Source organism: Nocardia sp. SYP-A9097 (assembly GCF_009649815.1).
Taxonomy (GTDB): Bacteria; Actinomycetota; Actinomycetes; order Mycobacteriales; family Mycobacteriaceae; genus Nocardia.
The window spans coordinates 1-20,017 of the sequence record NZ_WJIC01000037.1 but is presented as its reverse complement, the minus strand read 5'-3'; the positions used below and the strand labels follow the sequence as shown (position 1 = coordinate 20,017).

General features: G+C 66.8%; 18 protein-coding genes and 2 pseudogenes. 9 read left to right on the top strand and 11 right to left on the bottom strand.

Annotation, left to right across the window (positions count from 1 at the left end; translation table 11 throughout):
• The first annotated feature begins 83 nt into the window (after nucleotides 1-83).
• From GFY24_RS36670 to GFY24_RS36660, 3 genes are all read left to right on the top strand, one after another.
• Complete coding sequence (locus GFY24_RS36670; RefSeq protein WP_309231776.1) at nucleotides 84-1,916, top strand: phosphoenolpyruvate carboxykinase (GTP); 1,833 nt, start codon at nucleotides 84-86, stop codon at nucleotides 1,914-1,916.
• Nucleotides 1,913-3,559, top strand: coding sequence for a SulP family inorganic anion transporter (locus tag GFY24_RS36665; protein ID WP_153809712.1), 1,647 nt, complete (start codon nucleotides 1,913-1,915; stop codon nucleotides 3,557-3,559). Before GFY24_RS36670 ends, GFY24_RS36665 begins: the two co-directional genes overlap by 4 nt.
• A gap of 364 nt (nucleotides 3,560-3,923) precedes the next feature.
• Nucleotides 3,924-4,271, top strand: a complete 348-nt coding sequence (locus GFY24_RS36660; RefSeq protein ID WP_153809711.1) for a zinc ribbon domain-containing protein YjdM — start codon at nucleotides 3,924-3,926, stop codon at nucleotides 4,269-4,271.
• A 6-nt stretch (nucleotides 4,272-4,277) separates the two neighbouring features.
• Here GFY24_RS36660 and GFY24_RS36655 read toward each other — a convergent pair.
• Nucleotides 4,278-4,691, bottom strand: a pseudogene (locus GFY24_RS36655) (formate hydrogenase); the annotation flags it as partial.
• Nucleotides 4,655-4,906, bottom strand: a pseudogene (locus GFY24_RS36650) (phosphoenolpyruvate carboxykinase domain-containing protein); the annotation flags it as partial. The pseudogenes GFY24_RS36655 and GFY24_RS36650, both read right to left, overlap by 37 nt.
• Before the next feature lie 191 nt (nucleotides 4,907-5,097).
• On the opposite strand from GFY24_RS36650, the gene GFY24_RS36645 reads away from it, so the two are divergent.
• On the top strand, nucleotides 5,098-5,376 hold the full coding sequence (locus GFY24_RS36645; RefSeq protein WP_153809710.1) for a DUF1918 domain-containing protein: 279 nt from the start codon (nucleotides 5,098-5,100) through the stop codon (nucleotides 5,374-5,376).
• Between the two features lie 66 nt (nucleotides 5,377-5,442).
• Here the strand turns inward: GFY24_RS36645 and GFY24_RS36640 are convergent, their stop codons facing one another.
• Nucleotides 5,443-5,664: an Hsp20/alpha crystallin family protein gene (locus tag GFY24_RS36640; protein WP_375336156.1), complete on the bottom strand. Its 222-nt coding sequence runs from the start codon at nucleotides 5,662-5,664 to the stop codon at nucleotides 5,443-5,445.
• Nucleotides 5,665-5,920: 256 nt separating this feature from the next.
• On the opposite strand from GFY24_RS36640, the gene GFY24_RS36635 reads away from it, so the two are divergent.
• On the top strand, nucleotides 5,921-7,243 hold the full coding sequence (locus GFY24_RS36635) for a phosphoribosyltransferase family protein (RefSeq protein ID WP_153809708.1): 1,323 nt from the start codon (nucleotides 5,921-5,923) through the stop codon (nucleotides 7,241-7,243).
• A gap of 336 nt (nucleotides 7,244-7,579) precedes the next feature.
• Here GFY24_RS36635 and GFY24_RS36630 read toward each other — a convergent pair whose 3' ends face one another.
• From GFY24_RS36630 to GFY24_RS36615, 4 genes are all read right to left on the bottom strand, one after another.
• Nucleotides 7,580-8,539: an acyl-ACP desaturase gene (locus GFY24_RS36630; RefSeq protein WP_153809707.1), complete on the bottom strand. Its 960-nt coding sequence runs from the start codon at nucleotides 8,537-8,539 to the stop codon at nucleotides 7,580-7,582.
• Between the two features lie 179 nt (nucleotides 8,540-8,718).
• Nucleotides 8,719-8,928, bottom strand: a complete 210-nt coding sequence (locus GFY24_RS36625; RefSeq protein WP_153809706.1) for a hypothetical protein — start codon at nucleotides 8,926-8,928, stop codon at nucleotides 8,719-8,721.
• Nucleotides 8,929-9,052: 124 nt separating this feature from the next.
• Nucleotides 9,053-9,748, bottom strand: a complete 696-nt coding sequence (gene hemQ, locus GFY24_RS36620; protein WP_153809705.1) for a hydrogen peroxide-dependent heme synthase — start codon at nucleotides 9,746-9,748, stop codon at nucleotides 9,053-9,055.
• A 51-nt stretch (nucleotides 9,749-9,799) separates the two neighbouring features.
• Nucleotides 9,800-10,450, bottom strand: a complete 651-nt coding sequence (locus GFY24_RS36615) for a TetR/AcrR family transcriptional regulator (protein WP_153809704.1) — start codon at nucleotides 10,448-10,450, stop codon at nucleotides 9,800-9,802.
• A 136-nt stretch (nucleotides 10,451-10,586) separates the two neighbouring features.
• On the opposite strand from GFY24_RS36615, the gene GFY24_RS36610 reads away from it, so the two are divergent.
• Nucleotides 10,587-11,528 carry a threonine/serine dehydratase gene (locus GFY24_RS36610; protein ID WP_309231775.1) on the top strand — a complete coding sequence of 314 codons (942 nt, stop codon included), beginning with the start codon at nucleotides 10,587-10,589 and terminating at the stop codon, nucleotides 11,526-11,528.
• Nucleotides 11,529-11,541: 13 nt separating this feature from the next.
• Here GFY24_RS36610 and GFY24_RS36605 read toward each other — a convergent pair whose 3' ends face one another.
• Entirely contained in the window at nucleotides 11,542-12,888 is a 1,347-nt protein-coding gene (locus GFY24_RS36605) for a protoporphyrinogen oxidase (protein ID WP_153809703.1), read from the bottom strand.
• A gap of 14 nt (nucleotides 12,889-12,902) precedes the next feature.
• Complete coding sequence (locus GFY24_RS36600) at nucleotides 12,903-14,138, bottom strand: MFS transporter (RefSeq protein ID WP_153809702.1); 1,236 nt, start codon at nucleotides 14,136-14,138, stop codon at nucleotides 12,903-12,905.
• 120 nt (nucleotides 14,139-14,258) lie between these two features.
• Here GFY24_RS36600 and GFY24_RS36595 point away from each other — a divergent pair, with 120 nt between their 5' ends.
• Nucleotides 14,259-15,209 (top strand): LysR family transcriptional regulator, encoded by a 951-nt coding sequence (locus GFY24_RS36595; RefSeq protein ID WP_153809701.1) that lies wholly within the window; start codon nucleotides 14,259-14,261, stop codon nucleotides 15,207-15,209.
• Here GFY24_RS36595 and hemE read toward each other — a convergent pair.
• Complete coding sequence (hemE, locus tag GFY24_RS36590; RefSeq protein ID WP_153809700.1) at nucleotides 15,185-16,252, bottom strand: uroporphyrinogen decarboxylase; 1,068 nt, start codon at nucleotides 16,250-16,252, stop codon at nucleotides 15,185-15,187. The two genes, GFY24_RS36595 and hemE, sit on opposite strands and share 25 nt — an antisense overlap.
• Before the next feature lie 74 nt (nucleotides 16,253-16,326).
• Between hemE and GFY24_RS36585 the strand changes: the two genes are divergently transcribed.
• Nucleotides 16,327-16,956 (top strand): DUF3000 domain-containing protein, encoded by a 630-nt coding sequence (locus tag GFY24_RS36585; protein WP_309231774.1) that lies wholly within the window; start codon nucleotides 16,327-16,329, stop codon nucleotides 16,954-16,956.
• 139 nt (nucleotides 16,957-17,095) lie between these two features.
• Nucleotides 17,096-18,352, top strand: a complete 1,257-nt coding sequence (locus GFY24_RS36580) for a ribonuclease D (protein WP_153809699.1) — start codon at nucleotides 17,096-17,098, stop codon at nucleotides 18,350-18,352.
• Between the two features lie 456 nt (nucleotides 18,353-18,808).
• On the opposite strand, the gene GFY24_RS36575 is transcribed toward GFY24_RS36580, so the two are convergent.
• Nucleotides 18,809-20,017 (bottom strand): HNH endonuclease signature motif containing protein (locus GFY24_RS36575; RefSeq protein WP_153809698.1); only part of this gene is annotated, 1,209 nt, incomplete at its 5' end.

Sequence of the window (20,017 nt, the reverse complement as noted above, 5' to 3'; positions counted from 1 at the left end):
GCGTGTTCGAGGGGACTGCTTACCTTCACTGATTGCAGTCTTTCTAAACTGAATATCTAGTAGCTTCCTGAAGGAGAGAATTCGTGACCGACCATCCCGACGCCGTCGTAACCCTGCAGGCACCGACGACCCACGAAGGCATCCTGGCGTGGGTGGCGGAGGTCGCCGAGCTGACCGCGCCGGACCGCATCGTGTTCGCCGACGGCAGCCGCGACGAATGGGACCGGCTCACCGCATCGCTGGTCGAGAAGGGCACCTTCGTGCCGTTGACCGCCAAGCCGAACTCCTTCTGGTGCGTCTCCGATCCCGAGGACGTGGCACGGGTGGAGGATCGCACCTTCATTTGTTCCGAGGACAAGGCCGATGCCGGTCCGACGAACAACTGGGTCGATCCGCTCGATATGCAGACGGTGATGACCGAGCACTACCGCGGCGCGATGGCCGGACGGACGATGTACGTAATCGCCTTCTGCATGGGGCCTTTGGATGCGGCCGAGCCGAAATTCGGTGTGCAGGTCACCGATTCGGAGTATGTGGCGGTGTCCATGCGGGTGATGACCCGCTCGGGTACCCCGGTATGGGAAAAGCTCACCGCAGGAACAGAATTCGTGCGCTGCCTGCACTCGGTGGGCGCGCCGCTGGCCGACGGGCAGGACGATGTCGCGTGGCCGTGTGACAAGACCAAGTACATCGCGCACTTCCCCGAGACTCGCACCATCTGGTCCTACGGCTCGGGCTACGGCGGCAACGCGCTGCTGGGCAAGAAGTGCTTCGCGCTGCGCATCGCCTCGGTACTCGGGCGCGACGAGGGCTGGCTGGCCGAGCACATGCTCATCCTCAAACTCACCTCCCCGCAAGGGAATACGCACTACGTCGCCGCGGCGTTCCCGTCCTCGTGTGGCAAGACCAATCTCGCGATGCTCGAACCCGCCTTGCCCGGGTGGAAGGCCGAGACGATCGGCGACGATATCGCGTGGATGCGGTTCGGCGCGGATGGCCGGCTGTACGCGGTGAACCCCGAAGCCGGATTCTTCGGCGTCGCCCCGGGTACCGGCGCGAAGACCAATCCGAACGCCATCGCCACCATCGAGGTCGGCAATTCGATCTTCACCAATACCGCTCGCACCGATGACGGTGATGTGTGGTGGGAGGGCCTGACGGACGAGGCGCCGGCACACTTGATCGACTGGCGCGGCCAGGATTGGTCTCCCGCCTCGGGAACCCCTGCCGCACACCCGAATTCGCGCTACTGCACCCCGATCGAGCAGTGCCCGTCGGTCGCCCCGGAGTGGAATGACCCCACCGGGGTGCCGATTTCGGCGATCTTCTTCGGTGGCCGCCGGGCCACCACGATCCCGCTGGTGTCCGAGTCGTTCGACTGGGAGCACGGGATGTTCACCGCCTCGGTGCTGTCCTCGGAGACCACCGCGGCCGCGGCCGGTCAGGTCGGTGTGGTGCGCCGCGATCCGATGGCGATGCTGCCGTTCCTGGGTTACAACGTGGGCGACTACTTCGCGCACTGGCTGAAGCTGGGCGAGGCCGCGGATCCGGCGAAGTTGCCGAAGATCTTCCAGGTCAACTGGTTCCGACGCAGCGCCGACGGCAAATTCCTGTGGCCCGGATTCGGTGACAATGTGCGCGTGCTCAAGTGGGCGCTCGAACGCCTCGACGGCACCGCCGAGGCGGTCGAGACGCCGATCGGGTACGTCCCCACCGCCGACGACCTCGACCTGACCGGGCTATCCGATTCCTACCGCGAGTTGGCCGCCGCCGCACTCACCGTCGACACCGATGAATGGGTGGCCGAAACCGAATCCATCGACGAGTGGTACGCCCGCATCGGCGGCAACCGGCTCCCCGAAACCCTGCGTGAACAGCTCGCCGCGCTGAAGCTCCGGCTGGCTCGAAAACTATGACGGTGCGCGCACTTCTACCGGACTGGTCCGATTGGAAGCCGGCGGTCCGTGCTCCCGGCGCGGACCTGCTGTCGGGTCTGATCGTCGCCTTGGTCGCCTTGCCGCTGGCGCTGGGTTTCGGAATCAGTTCGGGGATGGGCGCGGCCGCCGGGCTGGCCACCGCCGTGATCGCGGGCGCGGTGGCCGCGGTCTTCGGTGGCTCCCGTTTTCAGGTTTCCGGGCCGACCGGTGCGATGACGGTGGTGCTGGTTCCGATCTTCCACCGGTTCGGGGGGAGCGGGGTGCTGGCGGTGGGGCTGCTTGCCGGCCTCGTACTGGTGGTGCTCGCGATCGCCGGGGTCGGCAGGGCAGTTCGATACATGCCGGCCCCGGTGATCGAGGGATTCACCGCAGGTATCGCGGTAGTCATTGCGCTGCAACAGTTCCCGGCAGCGCTCGGCGTCGCGCACGCGCAGGGTGACAAGGTGTGGCAGGTGGCCTTCGACGCGGTCCGGCAATATGTCTCGACGCCGAGCCACGTATCTCTGGCGACCGCACTGCTGGTGGCCGCGGCCATGCTGGTGGGCGGCCGGTATCTGCCGAAACTTCCGTTCGCGCTGGTCGCGGTGGCACTGGCCACCGTCGCGGCGCGGATATTCGATCTCGATCTGGCGCTCATCGGAACGATCCCCTCCGGATTACCGGCTCCCAGTATCGGATTCGTCCACTTCGATCAGTTGGCGTCGCTGGTGGCACCCGCGCTGGCGGTCGCCGCGCTGGCCGCGCTGGAGTCGCTGCTCTCGGCGACGGCCGCGGATTCGATGGCCGTGGGCACCCGCCACGATCCCGACCGCGAATTGCTCGGCCAAGGTCTGGCCAATATCGCCGCACCGCTGTTCGGGGGCGTGCCCGCGACCGGTGCGATCGCGCGCACCGCGGTGAACGTGCGCTCCGGCGGGCGCACCCGGCTCGCGGCGCTCACCCACGCGGCGGTGCTGGCCGCGATCATCTACCTGGCCGCATCACTGGTCGCCGATATTCCGCTGGCCGCGCTGGCCGGGGTGCTGCTGGCCACCACCATGCGGATGGTCGAGACGGCATCGCTGGCGGCGATCGCCCGCGCCTCCAAGGGTGATGCGCTCATCATGGTCGTGACTTTCGCGGTCACCGTCGCGCTGGACCTGGTGACCGCGGTCGCTGTCGGCGTCGGTATCGCGGTGGTGCTCGCGGTGCGGTCTATCGCGAAAGAGGCTCGGCTGGAACAGGTTCCGCTCGACGACTCCGATCACGTGGCCGAGGAGCACGCCCTGCTGCACGATCACATCGTGGCCTATCGCATCGAGGGGCCGCTGTTCTTCGCCGCCGCCCACCGGTTCCTGCTCGAACTGGCCGAGGTGTCCGACGTACGGGTGGTCATCCTGCGGATGTCCCGCATGACCGCGCTCGACACCACCGGTGCGCTGGTGCTCAAGGACGCCATCGGCAAACTCGAACACCGCCACATCACCGTCCTCATGTCCGGACTGCGGGCCGATCATCGCCAGCGGCTGGCAGCGATCGGAGCACTGCCCGGCGACGGTGAAGCACCCCTGTTCGACCACACCCCGGACGCGATCGCACTCGCGCGCGAATACGTGTCCCGCCCCACAGGAGCCTCCCGGTGACAACCGAAGGCCCGGCAGCGCTCCGCCGGGGAACGCGAAGCCTACGAACGCCGCCACGGCCGAGCCTGAACTCGCGGACACCGGCTGTGGTTATGTTTATCAGCAATCAACAATGGAGGTGACTGTCATCCGGGTGACACCGTTCTACCGGCTACGCGGCCGGATTCTGCGGTGCGGCAACTGCACTCTGCTGTGCCGGACCTCCGCCCTGGCAGCGGGATCCCAATCGTGTCCACGATGTGGAGCATCGGCACTCGTGGTCGTCGGAACCGGGGGCCCGTTCGCGGCGCCCGTCCACAGCTGACCAGCTGCCCCAGCCGATTCCGTTCCGCAGCGGCATCGACGACAAAGAGAAGGAACTTCGATGAGCGATCAACTTCCCCCGTGCCCGCAGTGCTCGAGCGAATACACCTACGAGATGGGCGCACTGCTGACGTGCCCCGAGTGCGCCCACGAATGGACCCCGGCAACCGAAGCGACCGGCGCCGATGAGACCGAGATCCGGGACGCGGTCGGCAATGTGCTCGCCGACGGTGACACGGTGACCGTCATCAAGACCTTGAAGGTCAAGGGCAGTCCGACCGGCATCAAAGCCGGTACCAAGGTGCGTAATATCCGGCTCGTCAACGGCGTCGGCGACCACGACATCGACTGCAAGGTCGACGGCATCGGTCCGATGCAGCTCAAATCCAGTGTGGTCAAGAAGATCTGAGCGTCCCTAGAGGTCGTTGCCCGCGTATGACAGATTGAAGCTCTTGTTGACCAGGGGGAAGTCCGGAACGATCGTCTCGCTCATGGCCACCGGCAGAGCGGGCCAGTTGAACCAGGACGGATCGACGATCCGCGCGCGGGTCAATCGGCCGGTCGCGTCGACCTCGACGCGGTGCACGATGGTGCCGCGCCAGCCCTCCACAATGCCGACCCCGCTGCCGCCGCGAAGCTCACGCGGCTCGGTGGCGAGCTGTAGCGCACCGCGGTGATTGCCGGCGAGTGCGGCCACAAGTGTTGTGGTGGAAGCGAATTCGTCGCGACGCACGGTGTAGCGGGCCAGTACATCACCGGTGCCGGCACCGACCTCGGTGACGGGCAGCTCGACGGTGGGGTGGTCGAGTCGGGCGTCGGTGACCAGACCGCCCCCGAGGGGTGCCGATCTCGGCGATCTTCTTCCGGGGCGAGGGTGGGGCATTGATCAATGGGGGTGCAATAACGCGAATTCGGATGTGCGGCCGGGGTTCCCGCGGCCGGAGTCCAGTCCTGGCGACGCCAGTCGGTCAGATGTGCGGGCGGCTCGCCGGGCACTCCCTCCCACCACACGTCGCCGTCGTCGGTGAGTGCGGTATTGGTGAAGCCGGAGGCCGAAATCCTCCCGTCGAAGGACGAAAATCACCCGCGCCCGCGACTGCCGACCACCGGGATCGGCCGCTGAGACACGACCGATCGCCTGCCGCGAACCGCAGGACTTCCGGCACTACCCGCGGATAGGACGTCGGCACGAGTATGAATCCAAGGCGTCACAGCGACACAGGAAGGTTCAGATCATGTATGCCAAATCAGGCGACTGGCTGATAGTCGAACCCCGTAACATCGGCGGCGCTGTACGGCGCGGTCTCATCGAGGAGGTGCATGGGGATACCGGGGAGCCCCCGTATCTCGTGCACTGGACCGACACCGGGCATCGGGCACTGGTCTATCCGGGCCCGGACGCATACGCGCTCGATGCCGAGGATCTGCGGACTCGAGAGGAAGTCGCCGCCGAGCACCTGTCCTCGATGACGCATCGCACCGGGAAACATGCCGAGCATCCCGACATGCGCTGACTCCGCGCCGGTTCGATACCAGCGGGATACGCCCGCTATGACCGGACGAGGATCAATCGCCGGACGTCACTTCATCTTCTTGGTCAGTTCCTTGGGCTGTTCGGTGACCGGCACGCTGACGGTGAGAATGCCCTTGGTGTAGTTGGCGGTGATGTCTTCCTCCTGTGCGCCCGCCGGCAACATGACGGTGCGTTCGAAGGAGCCGTAGCGGAACTCCGAATACCGTTTCTCCTCCCTCTGTTCGGTGCGCTCGGCCTTGATCGTCAGCCGTCCGTCATGGACGGACACCTCGACGTCCGCCGCCGGACGGAAGGATCCGCCGCTGATAGCCGCAGCGGCTACTCGGCCTCGATCCGAGAGCCCGCGGTTGTGACGCGCCGGTCGAAGCGGTCTGCGCGACGTAAGCGCGGCCATGAAAGTCGTGCGCTGAGTTGCCGTAGCGGCCAGCCGAGGACCAAGGACCCTCTCGATCGGCGACAACGGGATCTGTTGGTATTCGGCAGCCGGAGCGAGGCTGGGTTGACCTGTCTTTCAGGAGGTTTCAATGTTCCTCGAGAATCGCGCAGAGGCAGGCCATCGGCTCGCGGAGCAGCTCACGATGCTACGCGGTGCACATGTGGTCGTGCTGGGACTGCCCCGTGGCGGTGTCCCCGTCGCGTTCGAGGTGGCGCGGTGGCTGAACGCGCCACTGGACGTGATCGTGGTGCGCAAACTCGGTGTCCCATATCAGCGGGAGCTGGCGTTCGGCGCCATCGGCGAGGGTGGGGCGCGGGTGATCAATGCCGACGTCGTGGAGGGAGCCGAGCTCACCGGCGAGGACATCGCGAGGGTGGAGCAGCGCGAGCGCGCGGAGCTGGAACGCCGGGCGGTTCGCTTCCGCGCCGGGCGTCCGCGCATCCCGTTGACCGGCCGGACCGCGGTGATCGTCGACGACGGTGCCGCGACCGGCGCCACCGCCGGCGTCGCCTGCCGGGCGGCCCGCGCGCAAGGCGCGGCGCGGGTGGTGCTGGCGGTGCCGGTCGCGTCCCAGGATGCGCTGCGTGTGCTGAGGCGGGAGGCCGACGAGGTGATCTGCCTCGAGCGGCCACGGTTCTTCGACGCTGTCGGCCAGTGGTACGAGCACTTCGACGAGACCACCGACGACGAGGTCGTCGAACTGCTGACCCGCGCCGCCATCCGGGCGGCGCCACCGCAACCGGTTTCGGCCGCGGATCCGCCACTGCGCGACGACGAGGTACGCGTACGGGCCGGAAATGTCGAGCTGGCAGGACATCTCACCATTCCCGAGCATCCGATCGGGGTAGTGGTATTCGCGCACGGCAGCGGCAGCAGCCGTCACAGTCCCCGCAATCGCTACGTCGCCGAGGTCCTGCAACGGGCCGGTCTGGGCACGCTACTGTTCGATCTGCTCACCACCGCCGAGGAAATCAACCGCGCCAACGTGTTCGACATCGATCTGCTCGCCGGGCGGCTGGTCGAGGTCACCGCGTGGCTGACTCGCCAGGAACACGTCGAGGGGCTGCCGATCGGATACTTCGGGGCCAGCACCGGGGCCGCGGCGGCCCTGTACGCCGCCGCCGACCCGCGGGTACAGGTCGCTGCGGTGGTGTCGAGGGGTGGCCGACCGGATCTGGCGGGCCGCGCGTTGGCCGCGGTGCGGGCTCCGACCCTGCTGATCCTGGGCGGCCACGACTACCTCGTGATGGATCTGAATCATCAAGCCGCGAAGGCGATGTCGTGTGAAACCGAGCTGGCCGAGGTACCCGGTGCGACCCATCTGTTCGAGGAACCGGGCACCCTACGCAAAGCAGCGGAACTCGCCCGCGACTGGTTCACCACCCGGCTGCCCGCCACCTGGCCGGCATGAGCAAACCGTCTCGGCAACCAACAGCGGAGCGATCGAGCACACCTGGAACTCGGGTGGCAGGGTGTGGTGAGCATCGCCGCAGCAATCACCCTCACCACCAAGGTGACACCCACCCCGAGCACAGGTAGACAGCACTGGACGAAGCCTGGCACAGGTGTCGGCAAACGGGGACTTCGGCACGGGGAGGACCTTCCCGCCTATCGACTGAACAGACGGGCTCGCCCGGACGAAAGCCCGTGCGGACCGACACTCGTCCGTCCGCACGGGCTCGTATTGCATTGCGCCGGTTGCATTCCCGCGCCGCAGTCCGCGGGTTGAATCAGCGCGGGAATTCGGTCAGCTGGTTGCGAGGACCTTTTCGGCTTTGGCCGCTTCTCGGGCGAGGAGGCGGTCGCGTTGCTCCTCGAAGCGGATTACGTCGCGTTCGAGTTTCTCGAGGTACTCGCCCAGTTCTTGGCGGCTCCGTTCGCCGCGAGGGGTGAAATCGGTGCGTTCGAACACATTCCAGATCCGCAGGACCGGCCAGAGGACCTCGTCGAGGTGCTGGCGCAGATCGTAGATGCCGTGTTTGACCATCAATACGCCATTGCGGCGCCAGTTCGGCATGCCGTGGCCCGGCATCGCGAATTCCTTCACCACCTTGGTGATGGCTTCGATGGTTTGATCGGGGGCGAGGTCGAACGCGGCGGCGGTGATATTGCGGTAGAAGATCATGTGCAGGTTCTCGTCCGCGGCGATACGGGCCAGCATGCGGTCGGCGATCGGCTCGGCGCACACCCTGCCGGTACTGCGGTGACTGACGCGGGTGGCGAGTTCCTGAAACGTCACGTACGCAACCTGATCGAGCACACCACCGTAACCCGCGGGCGCTTGCACACCCTTGGTCATGTGGACCATACGGTCATTCTCCAGCGCGACCGGATCGACACTCCGGGTGACCACGAGATAGTCGCGCATGACAATGCCGTGCCGATTCTCCTCGGCGGTCCAGCGCCCCACCCAGGTTCCCCACGCGCCGTCCTGGGAGAAGTTCTCGGAGATGGTCCGGTGATACGAGGGCAGGTTGTCCTCGGTGAGCAGATTGGTGATCATCGCGACCTTCGCCACCTCCGACAATCGGGACTGCTCAGGGTCCCAGTCGATCCCGTCCATCGCGGCGAAATTGCGGCCCTCGTCCCAGGGCACGTAGTCGTGCGGGTACCAGTCCTTGGCGATCGACAGATGCCGATCGATATTCTGGCCGACCACCGGATCCAGTGCGGTCAGCAACTCGAGTTGGGTCAAATCCTTCGCCATGCAAAGCCCTCCGATGTGAGTGAGAACAACTGCAGAACCGAAATCTGATAAGCACATCAAGACTCCGCCGCATCGCAGCGGTCGACGACCACCGCTGGGATCCAATGGAGTCGGCGGTGTCGTCCCGCTCACAATAGGCAACACGATGTGTTCCCGCACGCATCGATCCGGCCCGCGAGCTACTCGAGCTCGGGCGCACTCATCCCGCGCGCGAGCCGCACCAATTCATCGGCGGACATCGCCGCGATGGCGTCCGCCGGTTCGGCCGGGGCCGACTCCGGCGGGGCGTTCAGCAGCTCCCCGAACAGGCGGCGCGCCAATGCGGCCGGCGTCGAATAGTCACGTACGCCCTCGGCGTGCCGCTTGTCGACACGCCGAGGGCAACTCACTCTCTCTGCGATTGCACCCCTCGGACGGCAACACAACGAGCTGGTCGCAGAAACTCTATGGGGCACGCACGATTACGTGCATGCCCCAAATTTTGCGGGCAGTTGCCCAGCTACCGTGTGGTTACTACGGCAGGGCGGCGATCAGCTGTTCGACCTCGACGCGCGGGCCGGTGAAGAACGGAATCTCCTCGCGCACATGCAACCTCGCCTCGGTGGCGCGCAGATCGCGCATGAGGTCGACGATGCGATGCAGTTCGGGGGCCTCGAAGGCCAGGATCCACTCGTAGTCGCCGAGGGCGAACGAGGCGACGGTATTGGCACGCACGTCCGGGTAATCGCGGGCGGCCTTGCCGTGATCGGAGAGCATCTTGCGACGCTCCTCGTCGGGGAGCAGGTACCACTCGTAGGAGCGCACGAACGGGTACACGCAGATGTAGTTACCCGGCTCCTCGCCCGCCAGGAACGCGGGGATGTGGCTCTTGTTGAACTCGGCCGGGCGATGCAGGGCCGCATTGCTCCACACCGGATTACTGACCGAACCCAGCTCGGTGACGCGGCGGAAGTCGGCGTACGCGGCCTGCAACTCCTCGATCTTCTCGGCGTGCCACCAGATCATGAAGTCGGCGTCCGCGCGCATACCGGCGACATCGTAGATACCGCGCACCACCACACCGCGGTCCTCGAGGGAATCGAAGAAGGCCCGCGCCTCCTTGATGGCGGCCGCCCGATCCTCGCCCAGCACACCGGGCTCCACCTGGAAGACCGAGAACATGAGGTAACGGATGGTGTCGTTCAGGGACTTGTAGTCGAGTCGCGCCATGACTCCATCGTGCCACTCGCTCGCGCGCGTGCCGGCAGCGGTCCCGGTGGGTTATTTCACGGTCGCGGACCACGAGTCGACGAGGCGGCGCAGGCCGTCCCGGAACGGTTCGTCGGAGGTGATGATCGTCGTGACCTCGGTCAAATGAGTTGAGAGCAAAGGGAATTCCTCCGGGTCCAGCGCCGCCAGCGCCGAACGCGTGCGCAGCTTGACCGCCTTGTCGTTCCAATGCTCCACCAGCGCAGCGCAACCCAGGGTGTACAGGTACATCTCCCGGTACGCGGTGAACGCGTCGGTGACCGTGAGACCCAGCAGAATATTGTCCGCCACCTGCGGTTCGGTCAACCGGCTCAACAGGCGCGGGCCGAGCAGCGGGCGGGTGCCGCGCAACAGCAGCAGGCCCGGGTGCGCGGCCGTGAGTGTGTACCAGGCGGCGAAACGCTCCTGCGTGGCGTCGGCCCACGGCTTCGAACCCGGCGTAATCTCAGGCAGATTCGCGGCCAGATGATCCGAGAGCAGATCCAGCAGACCACTGAAATCACCGCCGCCACGCCGGACGACCGTCGTGTGAGAGACCTGTAGATACGCCGCGATTGTGCGGAAGCTCAACTGCGCGGCCCCGCGTGTCTCGATGATTTCCAGCCCGGCGCGCGCGATCGCCTCCGGTGTCGCCTCTTCGAGCGACTTCGAGGTCCTGGGCATGAATCCAGCGTAAGTTACAGTGTAATTATCCGCTGCACCGGCCCGCGCACAGTTTTCGTTCGCCACCGCGCCAACGCCGTGCGGCCGCCGGAAACCGACCTGCCCCCGGACCGACCCGAACAGCGAAGGAAGTGCAGTGCAGCCCACTTACGCCGACGTGAAGGCGGCCAGCGACCGCATCTCGGGCCAGGTACGACCCGTGGTCCTCACCTCCGCCGAAACCCTCGGCGGCGCACGCGTGCGACTCGCCGTCGAACACCTCCAGCACTCGGGCAGCTTCAAAGCCCGCGGCGCGGTGAACTTCATGCTCGCGCACCAGGAACTCGGGACGCTCCCGCGCGTCGGCGTCACCATCGCCTCCGGCGGTAACGCAGGCGTCGCCTGCGCCTGGGCCGCACGCATAGTCGACTCCGCCGCAACGGTTTTCCTGCCCAACTCCGCACCCGCGGTGAAATTGGAGCGACTGCGCGGACTCGGCGCACAGGTGCTGCGCGGCGGTGATTCCTATGCCGACGCCGCGGCCGAATGCGAGCGCTACGCGACCGCAACCGGGGCGCTGCGCTCACACGCCTACGACGACCCGTATATCGCGGCAGGTGCGGGCACTCTGCTCGAAGAGATCGTCGCCCAGATGCCCGAACTCGACACCGTGGTGGTCGCGGTCGGTGGTGGCGGACTCTTCACCGGTGTCGCGACAGCCGCCGCACACCATGGCATTCGAGTGGTGGCGGCCGAGCCGGAAAGCTGCCGCGCCTTCAACGCCGGCCTGGCCGCCGGATATCCGGTCGACGTCCCCATCAAGTCGGTCGCCGCGGATTCCCTTGGTGCGAGCCGAACTTCGGAGATGGCCATCGCGGCAGCCGGGGCAGCAGTGGTCCGCTCGGTCCTGGTCACCGACGAACAGATCATCGCCGCACGCCAATCCCTGTGGGACGACCGGCGACTCGCAGTGGAACACGCCGCCGGAACCGCGCTCGCGGCCCTGCAATCCGGGGCGTATCTTCCGGATCCCGGCGAGCGAATCGCAGTGGTGATCTGCGGAGCCAACACCGACCCCAGCGACCTGGTCAGCAAGTAGACACCCGCGCAAATCAGTTCAGCCGCTGGGTGATTCGTGCTGCGGCGGCGGTGCCGGAGGCCGCGCAGGCGGGTACGCCGACGCCGTCGAGGTAGGCGCCGGCCAGGGCCAGGCCGTCGAGATCGGCTGTGGCGGAACGTAGGTCGGCGATTCGGGTGGTGTGGCCGGGGGCGTACTGCGGGAGGCCGCCGCGCCAGCGTTGCACCACCGCGGTGATCGGGCGGAGGGCCGCGCCGGTGACAGTGGTCAGGTCTTCGACGGCGGCCCGGATCAGGTCGGGGTCCTGCCAGGAGAGCAGGGAGTCGTCGCCGAAGCGGCCGAAGGAGGCGCGGATCAGGGCTACATCGCGGGCGGCCAGGTGCGGCCATTTGCGGCTGGACAGGGTGAAAGCCTTGGCGCGCAACGGTTCACCGGTCGCCACCAGGATTCCGGAATTGTCGGGGAGTTCGGTGTCCTTCGGCAAGGTCATGGCGACCACCGCCGAGGAAGCCAGCCGGATTCCGGCGGCGATCGCCGAGGCGTCGGGGGCGATATCGCGGAGTAGGGCGGCGGTTACCGGTGCGGGGGTCGCCAATACCACGGCGTCTACCGCGCCTATCGGATCGAGGTGCCAGCCGGTCGCGGTGCGGGTGAGTCGCGTTGCGGGAGTATTGGTTTCGACCTTCACGTCGGCGGCGGCACGCAGGGCCTCCAGCAGAACCTGATAGCCGTCACGGATACCACCGAAGACCGGCGTGCTGGAGGGCGGTGGCAACGTCTTGCGGATGGCGTCGGTGAGGCTCTCTGCGCCGGCGTCCAAGGCGGCAGCGAGGGTCGGCAGGGCGGCTCGGACACCGATCGAATCGGCGGTACCGGCGTACACGCCACCCAGGAGTGGATCGACGCTGCGGCGGACCACCTGCTCGCCGAAACGGTCCGCTACCAGTGCGCCTACCGAGACGTCTCCCCCGCGCTCCCACCGCAGCGGCCTGCCGGGCTCGGCGGCAACGTGGGCGACGGTCTCGTCATCCACCAGTCCGGCAATGGACTCTGGGCCCGCGGGGATTCCCATGAGCGTGCGCTCCGGCAACCTGTGCCCAGTGCCCCCGGACCACACCAGCGGACGCTTACCGGCCGGGTAAACGAGTTGGTCCTCGATACCCAATTCCCGCATCAGCTCAGGGATTTCGGGGCGGCGGCCGACGAATGCCTCCGCGCCCAGGTCGACCGGATGGCCGTCGATTTCAGCGGTGCGCAGGATGCCGCCGAGGCGGTCGCGCTCGTCGATCAACACCAGGTCGGCTGCCGCGCCCAGGGTTCGGCGCAATCTGTAGGCGGCCACCAGGCCACTGATTCCGCCACCGACTATCGCGATCCGCATCGATCTCTCCCTTCCTATTTGAAAGCTACTCTCGGGCCGGGTCGGCCGGCCAAGTGCGTGCGGTTGGGCAGCAGCAGCGGAGTGGCGAGCAGCAGCACGCCGGAGATGGTGATCGCCGCGAGCGGGCTGGTGAGGATAGCCAGGACACCCCAGATCACCATGAGTGTGGCGTGGAGCAGTTTGCCCGCGGCGCTCCAGGTGCTCAGGACCTGGGCGGCATGATCGGCAGGCACCCGTTGCAGGCGTTCGGTCGCGTAGATCGGATTGAAAATGCCCATGCAGGTGATCAGCAGGGCCTCGACCACGATCACGGTGAGCAGTCCCGCGATGCCGGGACCGATGAACGCCAGACCGAGCGGGAAGATCGAACGCAGCCAACCGAAGACGATCATGACCCGGTGACTGCCATAGCGGGCTACCAGAGGTGCGGACAGGCGAGCGCCGGCAAAACCGCCGAGCGCCGGGAGACCGAAGGCGAGACCGTATTGCCAAGCCGGGTAATGATATTGGCCCAGCAGCAGCACGGCCAGCAGTGGAAGCGTGGCCATGATCAAGCCACCCACCAGGATCGAATTGAGGAACAGGCACAGCAGCGCGTGGTCTCGAAGGATGAACCGCGCACCGGCAAGCAGGTCGGCCGGGCGCATCCTGGTCGCCGGACCGCGCGGTGACGCGACATCACCGCCACGAATACGCAGCACCCCGAGTGCGGACAGCAGATAACTGAACGCGTCGGCCAGCACGGTGACAACCGGGCCGAGCAGACCGATCAACGCGCCACCGAGAGGCGGCCCCACCGCGGTCGCCGCCCAACTCGTCGCCTCGAATCGCCCGTTCGCCACCAGCAGGTGATCGCGCGGGACAAGGTATTTCAGGTATGCGCCGGAGGCGGCGGTGAACGCTATGCTCGCGGTCCCGGACACGACCGAGACAACCAACAGTTGACCATAGGACAGCACGCCGAGCGCATACGCGACCGGAATACTCGCCATCGCGGCGAATCGGATCAGGTCCATCCCGATCATCACCGGACGCTTGGCCCGCTGCTCCACCCACGGCCCCAGCGTGAACGCGACCACGGCCGCGACCGCCAGACCCGCCGCCTCCAACAGCGATACCGCGAAGGCGTTCGAGTCCAGCACCCGCACCGCGAGCAGCGGAAACGCCCCGAACGCGATCCAGGTGCCGTATGTACTGACCGCGTAGGCCGACCACAGCCAGCCGAAATTGCGCCCCAATTGCACGCGCATACTCCCTTGCCACAAACCGATATTCGAATACGGCGATCACAGCAGCCGCACCGGCCGGGGATCAAACAACTGTCTTCCGGCGAGCCACAACCATCGGTTGAGCACCCGTAAGGTGGATCGATGGATACCGAAGCGGTGCGATCGTTCGTTCGTGCGGCCGAACTCGGACAGCTGCAGCACGCGGCCGACGAGCTCGGCGTGACACAGCAGGCCGTGTCGAAACGGATCGCGACACTCGAACGGGCACTCGACATCCGGCTGTTCAACCGCACCGCGCGCGGGGTCGAGTTGACCCTCGACGGTCAAGCGTTCCTCCCCCACGCACGCAATATCGTCAGCAGTGTCGATCGCGCGATCACCGCGATCAAACCGGGCTCGCGGGCGCTGCGAATCGATGTGCTCGGTCTGCGGTCCGCGCAAGCCGTTGTGCTACACGACTATTGGCGTGCGCATCCCGAACCGGCGCTCGATGTGGTGACCCTGCGGGTCAATGATCCGCAGGCGGCGGTGGCCGCCGTCCGCGCGGGCGATATCGACGCTTCGTTCCGCTCGGTCACCGATCCGGCCACGCTACCGCGCGAGGTGCGGATGATCCACGCGTTCGACTCACCGCTGGAACTGCTTGTCGGCCCGAGACATCCGCTCGCCGCCGCACGCAGCCTCACCCCGGCTCAATTACGCAAACATCGGATCTGGGTGCCGGGTATCGCGCCGGGCAGCGAATGGTCGGACTTCTACGATCAGCTCGTCACCGAATTCGACCTCCGCATCGACGCCGCGGGACCGAATTTCGGCAATGAGGTACTCCTGGACATCCTCGCGGACTCCGCGGATGTGGCCACGCTGGTCGGCGCGCGCGACCGCTACCTCTGGCCCGCGAATCACGACCTGCGCCGTATTCCGATCGCGAATCCGGTACTCGCGTACCCGATTTCGCTCCTCCTCCCGAGCGCGAACCCGCACCCGGGACTGCGGGCGATCATCGAACATCTCGCGAGCCTGGCACCGCCGGCCGCACCGGTGTGGCGGCCGGCCTGGGCAGTCGATTACAGCGGAGAAGGCAGGCTGTGAATCAGCTCGACCGTCGCGGTGATCACCTCGGGATCGGTATCGGGCAGTACGCCGTGACCGAGATTGAAGATGTGCCCCTTGGCGCCCAAGGTGATCGCCGCATCCGCTTCCCGGGCGATCCGCCGAATCTCGGATTCGATGGCGGCCGGACCGGCAAACAACACCGCCGGATCCAGATTGCCCTGCAACGCTTTTCCGGGACCGACCCGGCGCACCGCGTCATCCAGGGGAATCCGCCAGTCGACACCGACCACATCGGCCCCGGCCTCACCCATGGCGCCCAGCAGTTCTCCGGTGCCCACACCGAAGTGGATGCGCGGGATACCCGCCGACGCCACCTCCGCGAAGACCCGCTGCGAATGCGGGAACACGAACTCGCGATACTGCGCGAGGGTCAATGCCCCGGCCCAGGAATCGAACAACTGCACCGCGTCCACCCCGGCGGTGATCTGCGCCTGCAGGAATTCGATGGTGATATCGGTCAGCACCCCGAGCAGCTGATGCCAGGTCTCCGGATCGGCGAGCATCATCGCCTTGGTGCGCTCGTGGTTCTTGCTCGGCCCGCCCTCGACCAGATACGAGGCCAGGGTGAACGGCGCGCCCGCGAATCCGATCAACGGCACCTCGCCGAGCGCGTCGAGCAGCAGCCCGATACCGGCGGTCACCGCACCGACCTCCTCGGCCCGCAGGCGCGGCAGGGCGCGCACATCGGCCACGGTCCGAACCGGATTCGCGACGACCGGCCCGACACCGGGCACGATATCCAGATCGATCCCGGCGGCCTTCAACGGAACGACAATGTCCGAGAACAGGATTGCCGCGTCGACATCGTGCCGCCGGACCGGCTGCATGGTGATCTCGCACACCAGCTCCGGATCGAAGCATGATTCGAGCATGCCGATCCCCTTGCGCAGTTCGCGGTACTCCGGCAGCGAACGCCCTGCCTGACGCATGAACCACACCGGACGGCGATGCGGGACGCCACCCGAGGCGGCGACTAGAAGGGGCGCATCGGTCAGCTGGCGGCGAGTGTGAGTGCTCATCACCGCTCATCGTAAAGGCCGCGAGCGGCGCGCCTCTCACTACACCGGGCCCGGTAGGTCTACCGTCCTCATACGTGACACCGCTCGACTTCCGCGACGGCGCCGCACCGACCCCGGAGCCCGAAGAACCCATAGGGTTCCGCGCCGCGGTCGATGCGATGGGAACCGCAACAGTGCATCCACGGATCGGGCTAGCTCCGATCCGCCCCCCGCAGCGCCTGGCTCCGTACTCCTATGCATTAGGAGCGGAAGTCACTCGCCCCGACACCAATGTGGTCCCCGTCGACTCCGAGGGGGACGCCTTCGGCCGACTGATCCTGCTACACGACCCGGACGGGCAGGACGCCTGGCACGGAGTATTCCGGTTGGTCGCCTACATCCAGGCCGATATCGACTCCGCGCTCGCCGCCGACCCGCTACTGCCCGAAGTGGCATGGAGCTGGCTGGTGGACGCCCTCGACTCGCGGGCACCGTTCACCGCGCTGGGTGGCACCGTCACCGCGACAAGTTCGGTGCGCTACGGCGATATCGCCGGACCGCCACGCGCGCATCAACTCGAACTGCGCGCCTCCTGGACCGTCGGCGATACCGATATGAAGCCGCACGTCGAAGCCTTCGGCGAAGTCCTCGCCTTCGCCGCCGGACTACCACCCGCCGGGGTTACCCGGCTGGATGTGCGGCACGACGACAGCGATCCCGACTAGTCCCGAACGAGAACACCTGTACCGCAACGAAATCGGCGCCGGGCCACTACGATTCCCAACAGCCCGGCGCCATGTCGCGGTCTGTCGTTTCGGCGACGTGACGCGGATCGCGACTGTCCTACCCGTAGAGTTCAAGACCATGTCCGTACCAGAAGAGCCCGAAGCCACTGCCGCGGTACCGCTGCTCGCGCCAGTGGAGGGTGTGCCGCCGGTATTGGACAGTGCTGCCGAAATCACCGACGCCGCCCAGCGACTCGCCGCCGGCACCGGGCCCCTGGCCGTCGACGCCGAACGCGCTTCCGGGTTCCGGTACTCCAATCGCGCCTATCTGATTCAATTGCGGCGCGCCGGAGCCGGGTCCTTTCTGATCGACCCGATCCCCCTCGACGGAGACCTGGAACCCCTCGCGGACGCGATCAACGATCTGGAGTGGGTACTGCACTCCGCCGATCAGGACCTGCCCGGACTCGCCGAACTCGGGCTCTACCCGGCGCGGCTCTTCGACACCGAACTCGGCGGACGACTCGCCGGATATGAGCGCGTCGGACTCGCGGCCATGGTGGAGAACCTGCTCGGGCGCGAACTCCGCAAAGGGCACGGGGCCGCCGACTGGTCGACCCGGCCACTGCCCGATGAATGGCTGAACTACGCGGCCCTCGACGTGGAATTGCTCCTCGAACTGCGGGACGCGGTCGCACTGGACCTCGACGAGCAAGGCAAGACCGACTGGGCGGCACAGGAATTCGAACATGTGCGCAACGCCGAACCCTCGGCGCCGAAGTCGGACCGCTGGCGGCGCACCTCCGGGATTCACACCCTGCGCCGCACTCGCCAACTGGCCATCGTGCGTGAACTCTGGACCACACGCGACCGCCTGGCCCGGCTCCGCGATGTAGCCCCGGCCCGCATCCTCCCCGACTCGGCCATTGTGGCCGCCGCCAACGGCGAACCCAAATCGATCGCCCAACTGCGCGCCCTCCCGGTCTTCGGCGGCCCCCGCCAACGCCGCTACTCCCGCGAATGGCTCGGTGCCGTCGAACGCGCCCGCGCCCTCGCCGAAAACGAATTACCACCCCTCACCCAACCTTTCGACGGCCCGCCCCCGGTGAACCGCTGGGAACGCCGCGACCCCGCCGCCGCCGCCCGCCTGCAACGCGCCCGCTCAGCCATGAGCGACCTCTCCACAGAGGTCTCCGTCCCCATCGAAAACCTCCTCACCCCAGACCTGCTCCGCCGCATGTGCTGGGACGGCCTCCCGCGCACCGCCACCAACGGCGAAGCCCCCACCCTCATCAACGACTTCCTCGCCGCGGGCGGAGCGCGGGATTGGCAACGCACCCTTGCCGTACCTCGGCTGGTCGAAGCGCTCTACCCGGCTGAGACCGAAGAGTCGTAAGCCAGCCGCACTCCGTCGAACACGCACGCGGCGTTTTGGCCGGGATGATGGGTTCTACCGGCTCGCTCACCGGCATTACTTTCTCGGGCATGCCGAATGGTGGATTGGTCCGGGGCGATCCCTCATTGAGCGGCTGCATTAGCCGGAGGGGGCCGAACCAATGGCGTGGTGCGATCTTGGTGGTGTTCGGTTGTGGCGTGCATGCGACAAAGAAGAGGTGTGGGAACCTTGGGTGCCGTACCCGGCTTTCGCTCCCCCATTGGGTGCCGTCATCTCTCGTACCAGCCTGGCTGGCAGGCTGTGGTTACGTTCAGAGACAAAACATAAAAGAACAAAGAAATAAAGAACAAAAGACTGAAAGCCAAGAGCCGGAGAAGGATTGGTCGCCGAGACACCAGCGCCCGTGGCACCGGCAGGCCGGAGCCTGCGGTGCCACGGGTGTGTGGAGGACCGCTTTCAGGGGGTGGCGGGGGCGCCAGTGGGGGTGGATCTGTGGGTGGCGAGCCAGCGCTTATGACGTTCCCTGGCTTGCCGGTTGCGGTCCTGGATCCGGGACAGGGTCAGGGCCATCAACTCGCCGGGATGATGCCGGTGATTCACCTGCGGGGTACCGGTGGGATCGATGTGCGGGGGCGCGATCCACGCGGTGCGGCCCGGAAACGCGGTATCAGGGCCGAGTTTCACCGTTTTCCAGCCGCCGGGACCGTCGTGGACCTGGGCATGGCAGCTATCGCACGCCAAGGTCAGGTTCTCGATATCGGTCGCGCCGCCCTTGGACCACTCGGTGAGGTGATGCACCTGGGCGCGCGAGGCGGGCGCGGAGCAGTTGGGGCGGGTACAGCCCCGCTCGGTCGCGATCAGCGCGAGGCGTTGGGCCTTGGTCGCGGTGCGGGATTCACGCCCGACATGCAGGGGCATCCCCGCGTGGTCGAACACCATCAGGAACCGCTGGGACCTCTGGGCCAACTCCAGGGCCTCGCTGATCGGGACGGTGCCACCGGTGGCGAGGGTGGCGACCCCGGCCGCGCGTTCGACATCGGCGATGCTGATCGTCATGATCGTGGCGACCGGTACCCCGCGATGCGAACCCCGCTTCGCCGGGCCACCGAGTTCGGGACGCAGGAATCCCAGCAGCGCATCATGATTGCGTTGCGCGGGAGTGCGGGTATCACGGGCGGCGGCCGCTTGCAGGCGCGCGTCGTCGGTGGCGTCCTGTGCGGTCCACGGGCTGTCGGTGTCGGCGGGGTTGCACATGCCCGGGCGCGCGAACTTGGCCAGCATCGCATCGAACAACGCCCGGGTTTGCGGGGTGAGATCAGCAGTCAGACTCGACATTCCATCCATCTGCTGCGCGCACAAGGTGAGACCGCGGCGGCGTTGACGGTCCTTCGCATCGGTCAGCTTCCCGTCGGGGTCCAGGCGCGCGATCATCGCCGCACCGACCTTGCACACATCATCGGGGTACCCCCGGCGGCAGTACTCAGCGAGAATTTCCTCGGCCATCTCCGTCTTCTCCACACCGATCCCGCGCGGCAACTGCTCCATCACCCGCATCACCCGCCGGGCGTGATCGGCCGAGAGTGCGCCCTCGCGTTGGGCTTCGGCGATCAACGGCAACGTCGGTTCGAGTTCCTGCCCCAACTCCAGACGCACCCCCAGCTTGCT

Coding starts and splice junctions, on each gene's coding strand:
- GFY24_RS36665 (WP_153809712.1), top strand. CDS start 1,913: ATGACGGTGCGCGCACTTCTACCGGACTGGTCCGATTGGAAGCCGGCG.
- GFY24_RS36660 (WP_153809711.1), top strand. CDS start 3,924: ATGAGCGATCAACTTCCCCCGTGCCCGCAGTGCTCGAGCGAATACACC.
- GFY24_RS36645 (WP_153809710.1), top strand. CDS start 5,098: ATGTATGCCAAATCAGGCGACTGGCTGATAGTCGAACCCCGTAACATC.
- GFY24_RS36635 (WP_153809708.1), top strand. CDS start 5,921: ATGTTCCTCGAGAATCGCGCAGAGGCAGGCCATCGGCTCGCGGAGCAG.
- GFY24_RS36630 (WP_153809707.1), bottom strand. CDS start 8,539: ATGGCGAAGGATTTGACCCAACTCGAGTTGCTGACCGCACTGGATCCG.
- hemQ (WP_153809705.1), bottom strand. CDS start 9,748: ATGGCGCGACTCGACTACAAGTCCCTGAACGACACCATCCGTTACCTC.
- GFY24_RS36615 (WP_153809704.1), bottom strand. CDS start 10,450: ATGCCCAGGACCTCGAAGTCGCTCGAAGAGGCGACACCGGAGGCGATC.
- GFY24_RS36605 (WP_153809703.1), bottom strand. CDS start 12,888: ATGCGGATCGCGATAGTCGGTGGCGGAATCAGTGGCCTGGTGGCCGCC.
- GFY24_RS36600 (WP_153809702.1), bottom strand. CDS start 14,138: ATGCGCGTGCAATTGGGGCGCAATTTCGGCTGGCTGTGGTCGGCCTAC.
- GFY24_RS36595 (WP_153809701.1), top strand. CDS start 14,259: ATGGATACCGAAGCGGTGCGATCGTTCGTTCGTGCGGCCGAACTCGGA.
- hemE (WP_153809700.1), bottom strand. CDS start 16,252: ATGAGCACTCACACTCGCCGCCAGCTGACCGATGCGCCCCTTCTAGTC.
- GFY24_RS36580 (WP_153809699.1), top strand. CDS start 17,096: ATGTCCGTACCAGAAGAGCCCGAAGCCACTGCCGCGGTACCGCTGCTC.